Source organism: Psychrobacillus sp. (assembly GCF_056205495.1).
The window spans coordinates 1-12,648 of the sequence record NZ_JBAEAP010000485.1 but is presented as its reverse complement, the minus strand read 5'-3'; the positions used below and the strand labels follow the sequence as shown (position 1 = coordinate 12,648).

The window sequence follows — 12,648 nt, the reverse complement described above, 5'->3', positions numbered from 1 at the left end:
CCTTTATATATAGTACACGTAAAAAGAATTTACATCCCTTTGACCAAGATATTCGCTCTTTAATAGATTCCTTGGAAAATGTCGTATATAAATCTCTATACTCCGAAGAAGGAGATGGATATATAACTAAAGAGATTATTAAAGAGTACGCTCACAAAGATGGAGATGTATATGTATGTGGTCCTGTAAGCTTTATGGAAGCGATGATCAATCATTTGTTAGAGCTTGGATTTGCAAAAGGTCATATCCATTACGAATTCTTCGGACCTGCACTGAATTTAAATTTAACTGAAGTGTAATAAATCTTTAAGCTAGGATGCTGTCTATTTATGGGCAGCATCCTTTTTAGGTATTTTTTTACCAATTAATATGCTTTTAGATATATGAATAGTTAAAAGGAAATGCTATAATTAGCCTATATTTTATTTTAAAGATAGAAATGAGTGATAAATTCATAATGGTTAAACAATTTGAGAGTAAGTATATTCCCCTATCTAACTACTTTAAAAAGTGCATTAAAAAAGAATTTATCCTTACATATGAAGAAATTGAGGCAATCATAGGGCAAGCACTACCAAATGCAGCCTACTTAAGCAGCAGTTGGTGGAAAAAAACAAAACCACCTGCCTTACACTACTTTGCGTGGATAAATTATGGGTATTCAGTAAAGGATGTAGTTTTAGGAGAGACGGTTATCTTTCAGGCAATGAATGAAGTAGAGGATGAGGAAAACGATATAGATCAAGATATATTAGTTATCCGCGAAGCAGAGCTAGAGGATGCTCGTCCCTTCATTACTTTGCAGGAGACTATTTTTTCAGAAACAGACTTTATGCTGTATGGGGAGTCTGACTTTCAAATGACCGTTCAGCATATAAGAAAGCAGATGACTGTATGGAAAAGCTCGCCTAACTCAGTCCTTTTCCTAGCCATTATGAATGGACAGTTTGCTGGCTTTATATTACTTCAAGGTCATTCTGCTCCTAGAGCAAGACATCGCTCCTCTTTAGTAATAGGGGTAAAAAAGCAATTCTCTAGAAAAGGTGTTGCCTCTTCACTTATTAACCGAGCATTTCTCTGGGCAAAACAAAATGGGGTCACTAAGCTAGAGCTCACCGTTATAAAAGAGAATGTGGTGGCATACAAACTTTACCAAAAGGCTGGCTTTGAAAATGAAGGGCTAAGAAAAAATTCCTTGCTCATTAATGGACAATACGTAGATGAATACTATATGGGTCGAGTCATCGAGTCAGAGAATTGAAAGACATCTATACAAACTGTATTTCATTCATCTAACTAGCTGTAAGATGGCACAAAAAACTGTTCAAAAAAAGAAGGCACTTTCTGTTCGATTTAGAACAGATCTGCCTTCTTACTTTTTACTTATTTCCTCGTTTATTAGCTTCAAAATTAACTTAAGATTCCTTGAGGACTTTTGAGCACCCATCAATCGGTATTTTAGTTGTTCTATCGCATTTTCGATACATATGGATTGTCAGTTTCCCAGAAGCGATAAGGATAATGAACCGCTTCTCCACTGTTTTCTATCCCAATGCGAGGACCAGTAGAGATGGATGGAGCTACCTCACCCTCTGACATATATAAAGGTTTTTCACTCCAATGATGCCCATAGTAATCCATTGTAATAGCCATTGCCTTCGTCAGCTTTCCTGGACCGTTTGTCCATTGCTTCATTGGAAGCTCACGTCTATTCACTTTCATTTGTTCCAAACCTTCTATTGGCTCTACAGCGCGTATTAAAATAGCCTGTGGAGTACCCATTGGAGCTGCAACTACATTAATCAATGTATGTGTGTGCATTTGATACGTATAAATTAGTCCTGGTTCCCCGAACATTACTTCTGTTCGCTTCGTTCTACGATTACCAAAGCTATGAGCTGCTCGATCCTCTGCCCCCATATATGCTTCCGTCTCAACAATTTTCCCAATTAGCAGACCGCTAGTATGCTCGTGGATTATGTACTTCCCTATTAAATCCCTTGCAAGCTCTAATGTTGGTTGATGAAAAAAAGTCGGCTCGATTGGTTTCATTATAAAATAAGCCCCATCTTTTTCGCTTCAAATGTTAGCTCTTCTCGGAACTTTGGATGAGCAATCGAAATTAGTTGCTCGGCCCGCTTGGAAATCGGCTTGCCGAACATACTAGCTACGCCGTATTCAGTGACAATCATATCAATGTCATTTTTAGATGTAGTCACTATAGATCCAGGTGTTAAGGAAAGCTTAATGCGAGAAATCTCGTCATTTTTTGCGGTTGATGTCATACATACAAAGCCTTTTCCTTTTTTAGAGAACCTTACTCCCCTTGCAAAATCAGCTTGTCCACCTGAAGATGAATAATATTTACCTGCAACTGTTTCAGAAGCGCATTGTCCATACAGATCTACCTCAGTAGTTGCATTAATAGATACAATTCGTTCTTCCTTTGCAATTTCACGTGGGTCATTTACAACGCTAACCGGCAAAAATTCTACGGATGGATTATTGTTTAGAAAGTCATACAACTTCTTGGATCCATGCGCAAAAGTTGCTACTATTTTTCCTCTGTTCGTAAACTTCTGTGTACCATCAATTGCACCCGCCTCGACTAAGTCGACAATTCCATCCACAAACATTTCCGTGTGGATTCCTAAATGCTTATGATTTTTTAGTAGGCTTACAACGGCATTTGGAATGGAACCTATTCCAATTTGTAACGTATCTCCGTTATCAATCATATCAGTAACATACTCTGCAATTTTTATGTCCTTATCTCCGATTGGAGGCGCCATATCTTCTAATAAAGGACGATTATTTTCTACATAACCAAGTATTTGACTAATATGAACCTGATTTTGACCAAATGTTCTTGGCATATGCTCATTCACTTCTAATATGAATGGCACTGTTCCAATAAACTCACTCACTATATCTGCCTGTGTCCCCAAGGAAAAGTACCCAAATTCATCCATAGGAGATGCAACTGCCATAACCATCGAAAGATTCGTGGATGACCTTAGAATTCTAGGCATCTCATGAAAGTGATTTGGCACTAAGTCGACAAGACCTTGATGGAATGCCTTTCGCGTTGCTCCACTTAGAAAATAAGAAACATGCTTTAACTTTCCAGGATAGGCACCTTCCATATAAGGACGATGCTTTAATGCCAACAGCTGATGCACCTTTACATTCGTTAAGTCATGAGCATTTTCTTCTAATATATCCAAAAGCTTATGTGGTTCTCCATTTGTTAAAGGCAGAATGATATCTGCATTCGGAGGTATTAACTCGATTATTTGCCTGTCACTCAATATTTTTTCTTTCATTTTTACACCCCTAATATATTTCATTTTACTGTGGAGCAGTATTTAAAAATACGTTTAGTTCCTTAGGATTTCTTAATATGCATATGTCCCTGCTCTTGCCCGCTTCAGACAGTACCTTGAGTATGTTTGGCCTGACTTTACTTGGAAAGCTCCAGACGAACTTTAGAAAATCCCAATCCAACTTCTCATTACAGCCTGAAGCCATGTCATCTCTAGTTTTCCCATGGTGTTTCCAAACCCTTTTTAATACTCTATATGTACAGAGTGTTCGCCGGAAATCCAAAAATATAATTAAATCAGCATACTTCACTCTCCACTCAAGTGTTGAGTTGAAATTTCCATCTATAATCCATTGATCCTCTTCTAGCTTCTTTTTTACCTTTTCTATGAACTCATCTTTTGAAACCGGTATCCACCCATCGTTCCAATAGAGGGAATCTAAATGAACCAATGGCAAATCCCATTTTTTAGCGAGCTGCTTTGAAAAAGTAGATTTACCTGCTCCACTAGAACCAATTATTAGTATCTTTTTGTGTTTTGAGCTTGGCATTTTTTATATCCCCCTTTATATGAGATAACTTCATTGTACTATGTTTTAACCAAGAGACAAACTAGAAAAGCGTAAGCGCCTATCTCTGCCCCGACAGGCAAATGGGGAAAAGCGAGGAAGAATTTCCTAAACAATAAAAAAACTGCCTCATAGGAAGCAGCTTTTTACCTTCTTATTCTAGTTCCACTTGTTTAGTTTCCGTTCCTAAAAATATAATTGCTATTACCCCTATGATAATGGCAATACAGAAGATACCAAAGATCCATCCAATTTCATACCCAGCAGTCACTAGAGAACCTACTAATAATGGGCCAAGTATTCCACCAATACGTCCTACAGATGCAGCCATACCTGATCCTGTTGCACGAATAACAGTTGGATATTGCTCTGGTGAGTATGCATACAATGCTCCCCATGCTCCCAAGTTAAAGAAGGACAGCAGCATACCAGATACGATCAAAACTGCTGTAGTTTCCGCAGACCCAAATACAAAAGCACTTGCCGCAGTCCCTAACAGATAAGTAACAAGTACAAATTTACGTCCTGCTTTCTCAATTAGCCAGGCAGCAGAAAAATAACCAGGTAATTGAGCTAAGGTCATAATTAGAACATACTCAAAGCTTTGGATAAGAGAGAAACCTTTCATGACCATCACACTCGGTAGCCATAAAAACATCCCGTAATAAGAAAACACGACAGTAAACCATACAATCCATAACATGAGTGTTGCTTTTGCATACTTTTTTGCCCATACACCCTTCATATTTTGGAGGATAGATCTAGTTTCAGTATTTTTTTCAGCATATTTTGGAGAATCAGGTAGCTTTAAACGTAAATAGATCGCATAAAATGCAGGTAACGCAGTGATTAATAGCGCAATTCTCCAACCATAGTCAGGAATTATAAAGTAAGCAATCAATGCGGAAATAATCCAACCAGCTGCCCAGAAGCTTTCTAATAAGACAACTACTCGTCCTCTTTCCTTTGCCTCCACACTTTCTGATACTAAAGTAGACGCAACAGGCAACTCTCCCCCAAGCCCCATACCTACAAGAAAGCGTAGAGCTAAAAATGCAAATAACGTGGTAGTTAAAGCAGATAAACCACTTGCTACGGAAAACAAGATGAGCGTTATCATAAATATTTTCTTTCTGCCAACCTTATCGGCCAATACTCCAAATACTAGAGCACCTACTGCCATACCAATGGAGTTAACACTTCCAATCCAGCCCATTTCATTTGGGGTTAGTGCCCACTCAGTAGCTAATGCTGCGATAACAAAAGATAGAATTCCGACGTCCATTGCATCGAACATCCATGCTAGCCCTGCTATACCAAGCAATTTATTTTTAGATAATGGCTTTTGTTTACTAACTTTTTCTTCATTAATTGTAGTCATCTTTTTCCCCTGTCTTTACACCTGTAATGTTTTTAGTTTACATGATTAGTATACTCATTGTTTAGGTAACTTACAATATAAATTTTTTCTTGTTTTTTTGAAATATTTAGAGTAAAATGTCCTTTATACAAATACAAATGTTTTTTTAAGAAGAACAGAAGGGCGGAAATTTACATGGCTTGGCAAGGACTTATTGAACAATATAAAGAATTCTTACCTGTTACAGAAAATACACCTAAACTTACATTATTAGAGGGGAATACCCCTCTTATTAAATTAGAAAATTTATCAGAAGAATTAGGAATTGAGTTATTCGCAAAAATAGAAGGAGCAAATCCAACAGGATCCTTTAAAGATAGAGGAATGGTATTTGCAGTAGCTAAGGCGAAGGAGGAAGGTAGCAAAGCAGTTATTTGTGCATCTACTGGTAACACTTCAGCGGCTGCGGCTGCCTATGCAGCAAGAGCCGGAATGCGTGCAATAATTGTCATACCTGAGGGAAAGGTCGCGGCTGGGAAACTAGCTCAGGCTTATATGTATGGAGCTGAAGTTATTCAAATCGAAGGTAACTTTGATGTGGCATTAGATATGGTTCGTACTATTAGTGAATCTTCCCCGATTACTCTAGTAAACTCTGTAAATCCTTATAGAATAGAAGGACAAAAAACTGCATCTTTCGAGATTTGCGATGTACTTGGAGCTGCTCCAGATTATTTAGCAATACCAGTTGGCAATGCCGGGAATATTACAGCCTATTGGAAGGGGTTTAAGGAATATAACAACAAAAAGAAAACTGGACTACCCAAAATATTTGGTTTTGAAGCAGAGGGTGCTGCTGCTATAGTTCAAGGGAAACCTATAGAATTTCCTGAGACAATTGCCACAGCCATTCGAATCGGCAATCCAGCAAGCTGGGAATATGCCGTTGCTGCAAGAGATGAATCAGGAGGACTTATCGAGGCTGTATCTGATGATGAAATGATTGCGGCATATAAGCTAATTGCTAGTAGAGAGGGTATCTTTGCTGAACCTGCATCCTGTGCATCCCTCGCTGGAGTTTTAAGATCTGTCAAGGAAGGTAAGATAAAATCTGGCAGCAAGGTCGTTGCAATTTTAACTGGAAATGGGTTAAAGGATCCGCAAACTGCAATTGATGTAAAAGTGGCACCACCACATAAAATTGAAAGTAACGCAACTGCACTAAGTGCATTTATAGAGGGGGTGCTCGCATAATGTCATGGACTATTTCAATACCTGCAAGCACAGCAAACTTAGGTCCTGGTTTTGACTCAATAGGTATTGCATTAGACAAGTATTTAGAGGTTGAGGTAGAACTTGCCCCCCAGCTTTCTATCGAAAATTTGACTGAGAATCTACCAATCATCTCCGACCCAGCTGATCATCTGATTGTCCAGGCTGCTTCTAAAACAGCAGCTATGCAAGGACTGGAACTACCAGCTTGTGCGTTAAGATTAAAAAGCGAAATCCCTCTAGCCCGCGGTATGGGAAGTAGTGCGTCTGCTGTAGTTGCTGGAATTGAGGTAGCCAATCAATTGCTACAGCTTCAGCTGACTGCTCATGACAAGCTAAAAATAGCTACAATGATAGAAGGACATCCTGATAATGCCGCTGCCTCTATTTTTGGGGGCTTTACTATATCTTCTAGTACTGATTATGGAGAAATTCACGTTTTTCATTCATACCATATAAATGCTAGTTTTGTATTAGCTATTCCTTCATTTGAACTTAAAACAGAACTAGCTAGAAATGTCTTACCCGAGCATTACACACGACCAATCGCGACACAGGCTAGTGCTTCTGCAAATTTATTGGTAGCTGCTTTCCTCTCTCAGTCCTTTGAGCAGGCAGGTATATACATGGAAGAGGATTTGTTTCATGAGCCTTATCGCTTAGACCTGATCCCACATAGTAGAGCTCTAAAAATTGCAGCAAAAAAAGCAGGTGCTTTCGGTACTTGTATTAGTGGTGCTGGCCCTACCCTGTTGTCTCTTGTACAAAAAGGAAAGGAGATGGAGTTCATCTCTCAAATGAAAGACTCTTTTCCTAGCTTTGAATTTGTACCAACCTCTATCAATAAAACAGGAATTGTTTCTTTAAAGCAAAAACCAAGCAAAGAGGTATCAAAACAGCCACCACAGCTTTCCTCTATCTAAATAGGATTCTCCTTTCTGTTCATATAAAAAGCAGTGAAAGTCTCTCCTTACGAGGAGACCTTCACTGCCTTTTTTATGCCATTAATACTAAACTTAAAGCCATCACAAGCATCCCAGCTACAACCCCATACATTGAAGAATGAGTTTCATCATACTTCTTCGCAGCAGGCAATAGCTCATCTAACGAAATAAATACCATAATACCGGCAACTGCCGCAAAAATTATCCCGAACATTACACCATTTAAAAATGGCATCAATATTAGAAAGGCAACTAAAGCACCTACTGGTTCTGCTAGCCCGGATAGGAATGAAAGTTTGAATGCTTTCATTCGACTACCAGTAGCATAAAATATAGGAACGGCTACGGCAATCCCCTCTGGAATATTATGAATAGCTACTGCAATAGCTATTGCTATACCAAGGTTAGGATCCTGTAATGCTGAAGCAAAGGTTGCAATCCCCTCTGGGAAATTATGAATACCAATAGCAAGAGCAGTAAACATACCCATTTTCATTAAACGAGCATCTTCTGCATTCGCTGGTTTGAGTTTCATATCCTCAACACCTTTTACTTCATGCGGATTTTCATGTGAAGGAATCAACCTATCTATTAAAGCGATGAAAAACATCCCGCCGAAGAAACCAGCTAAAGTAACCCAATAGCCATTAGTAGAACCTAGCTCTTCTACTAATGAATCTTTGGCCTTAACGAATATCTCTACAAGGGAAACATAAATCATCACTCCAGCTGAAAACCCAAGTGCTACAGATAGGAACTTTTTGTTTGTTCTAGTAGTAAGTAAAGACAATAAGCTCCCTATTCCAGTAGCTAGGCCAGCAAATAAAGTAAGTAATAATGCAAAAACTACATTTCCATCCATTGACCCATCTTCTTTCTCTCTAATTTAAGCTTATTATACTTAAAAAGTTTCCTTTAAGCAACTTTCTTCAACCTAAGAAAGTGTCAAAATCTTTGCTTTTTAATGTAATCTCCTATCGTTTTCCAATCTTCTTCTAGAAATTCTCTGTTGGAAGGACGATAGAATACTGAAGCAGGATGATAGGTTGGAATAATTGTATAGGTTTCACTAGACCAAGTATATTGGGTGGAGTTTAAAGACTCTAAAATTTGAACCGGTCTTTGCAATAATTGACCGTGTAATTTAGAAACAGTCGCACTTTTTCCGAGTAAGCGTTGTAATCCCACATTTCCTAACGTAACGATTAGTAATGGAGAAATATTTAATAGTTCAAAATCTAAAATTGGAGCATGGGCTATGATCTCACTTTGAGTAGGAGGGCGATTATACTTCTTTTTTACCGTCTCGCCGTTTCTTTCTTTTTTATCTTTCCATATGAAAGGACGGCTTCTTACAGCACTTGTCATATACACATCTTCTCTTGTTAGTCCTATACTAGCTAACGATTTTTTTAGTTCCTCCCCTGCTCTACCTACAAAAGGGAGACCTTGTATAGCCTCGTTCTCTCCGGGTGCTTCTCCCACTAGCATAAGAGTAGGCTTTCTCGGTCCTTTACCTTTTACAAAACCTTCAACCGGTGATCCCTCTATTCTTTTTATGCATATATCCATTAAATGGTTCGGTATCTCAAACACTTTCTTTCCTCCTTACAAAAAATCCTCTCCACGAATCGGAAAGGATTTATAATCTATTATTTTTATTTTTTCTATTACGCTTTCTATATTCGTACCACAGAGCCACCAATACAAACCATGTATACCCGACCATCCATCCAGCAAACACATCGGATGAATAGTGGCGAGATTCTGCTATTCGAGAAAGTCCTATCATGATGGACATGAATATGGCCCCCAACCAAATGGTTACGGTGACTTTTCTATTAGTCTGATGCTCAGTAGCTAAATAAGCAATTGTAAACAAATAGAGCAGGCCAACCATCGCATGACCAGAGGGGAAACTAAAAGTTTCTAATTGGGAAGGGACGTCAGGACGTTCTCGTTGGATCACTCTTTTAAGTAGCTGGTTCAAGGCATTCCCTACCCCAACCGTAAATAAAACAAATAGCATGCCTCGATAATTATGAGAACGTATCCATAATAATAAAATAATTAATAACGCAATAAGTAAAATAAATTTTGTATCACCAAAATAGTGAAATGCTGTGATGAATGAATTACCTTCAAGAAGGTTGCCCATTTTTTGGTCTAACGACACTACTTCATCTTTAGCTATATTCAAAAACAGCATTATAAACCCTAGTAATGTAACAAGTCCTAGTGGATAAAACCATTTTTTCACAGAATCCCTCCTATTTGTTATAAAAATTATAAGCCAGATAGCTTACAAGTACAAAGAAAATATAGATTCATAAGCTAACTTTAGAGAGGGGACAGAGGTTCTAAGCAACCTCTGCTTTCAAGGGTAATCGAGTAGGAGAATAGACAGATTTTATTGAGTCAAAGATGCATTTATAAAAATACTAGAATCGTTCCTCCGTCAAATCCGTGTTAATGGAGACTGCCGCCTTATTTCCATCTGCAGCTGCAATCATAAGAGATGAAGGTATAGGCTTCCTAGATTCTCCAGCAACATATACATTTTTTTGTGTTGTGCGGCAACGTGGATCAGTCATCACCCTTCCTTTCTCATCTATTTCACAACCTAATTTCTCAGCAAAGTAGTTTGGGCGATAATACGTGGGAGCAACAAATCCAAGAGTTCTATTAATAATCTCACCGGACGCCAACTTTACCTCTTTGAGATAACCCTCTTCACCCACAAGTTCTTCTATTCGATCATTTTTTATTTCAATATTATGCTTGGCAAGCTCGCGCATACCTTCCTCTGATAAGTCATTTCCATTAGTTAGCACCAACAGGTCATTTGACCAATTATAAATGAGTTTAACCATATGAAGGATGTGTTCTTCCTTTTCAGCTAGAATCAGAAGTGGCTTATCCCGTAACTCCCACCCATCACAATAAGGACAACTAAAGAGGCTTTTTCCATAGAACTTCCGAATACTTTCAATCGGAAACACTTCTTGAATACCTGTTGCAAGCAATAATTTTTCGGAAACATATTCACTATTGTCTCTTGTTTTTACGATAAAATTACCTTCCTCTTTCTCTCTTCTTACTTCAATAATGGTCTTATTAAAGTAACTTACATTCGGGTAATTTTTTAATTCGCTTAGCCCTATCCCTTTGAATTCATGTGGTTTTATGCCATCTCTTGTTATAAAGCCGTGTGATTCATGTGTTACTCTGTTACGATTTGTCCCATCGTCGAATAAGGCAATTTTTCTTCGCGCTCTTCCTAAAGTTAAACTAGCACCCAAGCCTGCGGGGCCGCCTCCGATAATAATACAGTCATACATTGATATTGCCTCCTTACATAAGCCAAGTCAAAGAGGTTAGCACGGTAACCTTCTTGTTATAAAATAATTTTCCCTTTTTAGTGTTCCCTAAATTAGATGTTTCCTAACATTACTTTATTAAGAAAACTTCTAAAAAACTAAATGGATTGAAGAAAATATAAAAAGCCCACCTATAATTGTTGAATTATCCAACAATTATAGGCAGACTCTGCTCACTTTTATATAGTTACTGCACTATCAATAACTTCTTGAGGAATTTCAATTTTTTCTATCCCATTAAAGTTAGAGAAAACTGTCTTCATACTTTGATCCATATTAATAGATTCGCCTTCTACTTCCATGTCCATATTTACATGAATATCAACCAAAGTAGGCTGGAAAGTTTCTTTATCAATATTAATTAAATAGCTGATTGAATTTATATTTATATCTAACTGTACATCTTCTCCAGCCTGTGCCATGCTTTGAAGCGTTTCATCTATTTGAGCTTGTACTAATTCATTAAATTTGTCACCTGATGCATCTAGTGTCAAAATATAATTTTTGTCATCTTGCTCAAATTTAAAGTCTTTAATATAGGCTTCAAGTTCAGCTAGCGAGCTAGCAGGATCAGCTGAGTTTGTTTGAGCCATGATGTCACTCATTGCCTCTACAGGTGCCTTCATCCACTGATCTCCTATTTCCTCGTAAATATAAAAATCAGTTCCGCTAATGTATGACTCTACTTTCATAGTCTCATCCATTGAACCATCTTCTGTTTTCATAGAAGTTGTTCCTTTTTGGTACATTTGCATTGGCTCAATAACTACGTCCATGTCCATGTCAGCCTTAAGCTCTACGTTCGTTTCTTCACTTGGTATATTCATATTTGAATGTAGATTAACTTTAGCAGAAACACTTTTCAGTTCCTCAGATACTTCCATTGACTTGTTATATACTTCTTCCAAAGTCATATCAGTAGTTTCTTTTACTTCCTTATTAGCCGGCGTAGCAGTGTCGTTACAAGCAGCTAATGCAAAAGTCATCGTAGTAGCCGCTAATAGCATTTTCCATTTCTTCATGTTAGTCCCATCCCTTCTTTGTTTCACACTTAACATACGAACAAATTATTGAAAGGTTTCACTTTTTTTACAAATTAACGAATACCACGCATGTATTTTTGGATGATCGGTGTCATTAGATAAAGAATTACCCCTAACCCTATTGCAATTGCACCTATTACTCCAAAGTACATAATTTCTGTTTCTGGCTTGTACAATTTTACAACCTGCGCATTAATTGCTTGTGCTGAAGCATTTGTCATAAACCATAAACTCATCGTTTGTGCAGCAAAAGCAGCTGGAGCTAGCTTTGTAGTTGCAGACAAACCAACTGGTGAAAGAAGCAACTCACCAAGTACTACTAAGAAAAAGCTTAGAACAAGCCACATAGGATTAGCTAACGTATCAGTACCATTAAAGTAAGCAGGGAAAATCATTACGACAAAGGACAGACCCGCAAAGAATAACCCATATGCAAATTTACGAGGGGTTGACGGTTGTCTATTCCCAAGTTTCACCCATAGCCACGCAAAGACTGGAGCAAGGGCGATGATAAATAATGGATTCAACGATTGGAACCACGCAGGTGAAATTTCAAATGACCCAAGAGTTAGATCTACACGCTCATCTGCATATTGAGCTAAAATGTTAGAACCTTGCTCTTGAATTGCCCAGAACATCATAGCTGCTACGAAAAGTGGAATGTAAGCAAGTAAACGAGACTTTTCATCTTCCGTTGACTTATCACTTCTATACATAATTATGAAGTATAGAGTTGGGATTAAAATACCAAGTAT

General features: G+C 37.9%; 14 protein-coding genes. 4 read left to right on the top strand and 10 right to left on the bottom strand.

The features are described 5' to 3' along the window. Both AC06OU_RS13975 and AC06OU_RS13970 read left to right on the top strand, forming a co-directional pair. Positions 1-299 (top strand): ferredoxin reductase domain-containing protein (locus AC06OU_RS13975; protein WP_475856574.1); only part of this gene is annotated, 299 nt, incomplete at its 5' end. Between the two features lie 158 nt (positions 300-457). Continuing rightward, a complete protein-coding gene (locus AC06OU_RS13970; RefSeq protein WP_475856572.1) occupies positions 458-1,261 on the top strand; it encodes an N-acetyltransferase family protein in 804 nt (267 codons plus the stop codon). 206 nt (positions 1,262-1,467) lie between these two features. Here AC06OU_RS13970 and AC06OU_RS13965 read toward each other — a convergent pair whose 3' ends face one another. From AC06OU_RS13965 to AC06OU_RS13950, 4 genes are all read right to left on the bottom strand, one after another. Further along, positions 1,468-2,052, bottom strand: a complete 585-nt coding sequence (locus AC06OU_RS13965; protein WP_475856570.1) for a DNA-3-methyladenine glycosylase — start codon at positions 2,050-2,052, stop codon at positions 1,468-1,470. Continuing rightward, a complete protein-coding gene (locus AC06OU_RS13960; RefSeq protein WP_475856569.1) occupies positions 2,052-3,326 on the bottom strand; it encodes an acetyl-CoA hydrolase/transferase family protein in 1,275 nt (424 codons plus the stop codon). Before AC06OU_RS13960 ends, AC06OU_RS13965 begins: the two co-directional genes overlap by 1 nt. Positions 3,327-3,351: 25 nt before the next feature. Then, positions 3,352-3,876, bottom strand: coding sequence for a DNA topology modulation protein (locus AC06OU_RS13955; protein ID WP_475856568.1), 525 nt, complete (start codon positions 3,874-3,876; stop codon positions 3,352-3,354). A gap of 172 nt (positions 3,877-4,048) precedes the next feature. Further along, on the bottom strand, positions 4,049-5,275 hold the full coding sequence (locus tag AC06OU_RS13950) for an MFS transporter (protein WP_475856566.1): 1,227 nt from the start codon (positions 5,273-5,275) through the stop codon (positions 4,049-4,051). Positions 5,276-5,449: 174 nt separating this feature from the next. On the opposite strand from AC06OU_RS13950, the gene thrC reads away from it, so the two are divergent. Next, positions 5,450-6,508 carry a threonine synthase gene (gene thrC, locus AC06OU_RS13945; RefSeq protein ID WP_475856564.1) on the top strand — a complete coding sequence of 353 codons (1,059 nt, stop codon included), beginning with the start codon at positions 5,450-5,452 and terminating at the stop codon, positions 6,506-6,508. Next, on the top strand, positions 6,508-7,449 hold the full coding sequence (thrB, locus tag AC06OU_RS13940) for a homoserine kinase (RefSeq protein WP_475856561.1): 942 nt from the start codon (positions 6,508-6,510) through the stop codon (positions 7,447-7,449). The genes thrC and thrB overlap by 1 nt, the downstream gene beginning before the upstream one ends. Positions 7,450-7,522: 73 nt before the next feature. On the opposite strand, the gene zupT is transcribed toward thrB, so the two are convergent. The 6 genes from zupT to AC06OU_RS13910 form a co-directional block, all read right to left on the bottom strand. Further along, positions 7,523-8,332 (bottom strand): zinc transporter ZupT, encoded by an 810-nt coding sequence (gene zupT, locus AC06OU_RS13935; protein WP_169358489.1) that lies wholly within the window; start codon positions 8,330-8,332, stop codon positions 7,523-7,525. Positions 8,333-8,415: 83 nt separating this feature from the next. After that, complete coding sequence (locus AC06OU_RS13930) at positions 8,416-9,042, bottom strand: uracil-DNA glycosylase (protein ID WP_475856577.1); 627 nt, start codon at positions 9,040-9,042, stop codon at positions 8,416-8,418. A 70-nt stretch (positions 9,043-9,112) separates the two neighbouring features. After that, a complete protein-coding gene (locus AC06OU_RS13925) occupies positions 9,113-9,730 on the bottom strand; it encodes a phosphatase PAP2 family protein (RefSeq protein ID WP_475856559.1) in 618 nt (205 codons plus the stop codon). A gap of 181 nt (positions 9,731-9,911) precedes the next feature. Continuing rightward, entirely contained in the window at positions 9,912-10,817 is a 906-nt protein-coding gene (locus tag AC06OU_RS13920; RefSeq protein ID WP_475856576.1) for an NAD(P)/FAD-dependent oxidoreductase, read from the bottom strand. A gap of 212 nt (positions 10,818-11,029) precedes the next feature. After that, the gene (locus AC06OU_RS13915) at positions 11,030-11,872 is read right to left on the bottom strand and encodes a DUF6612 family protein (protein WP_475856557.1); all 843 of its coding nucleotides are present in this window, start codon (positions 11,870-11,872) and stop codon (positions 11,030-11,032) included. A gap of 74 nt (positions 11,873-11,946) precedes the next feature. After that, positions 11,947-12,648: peptide MFS transporter (locus AC06OU_RS13910; protein ID WP_475856555.1), on the bottom strand; the 702-nt coding region annotated here is incomplete at its 5' end.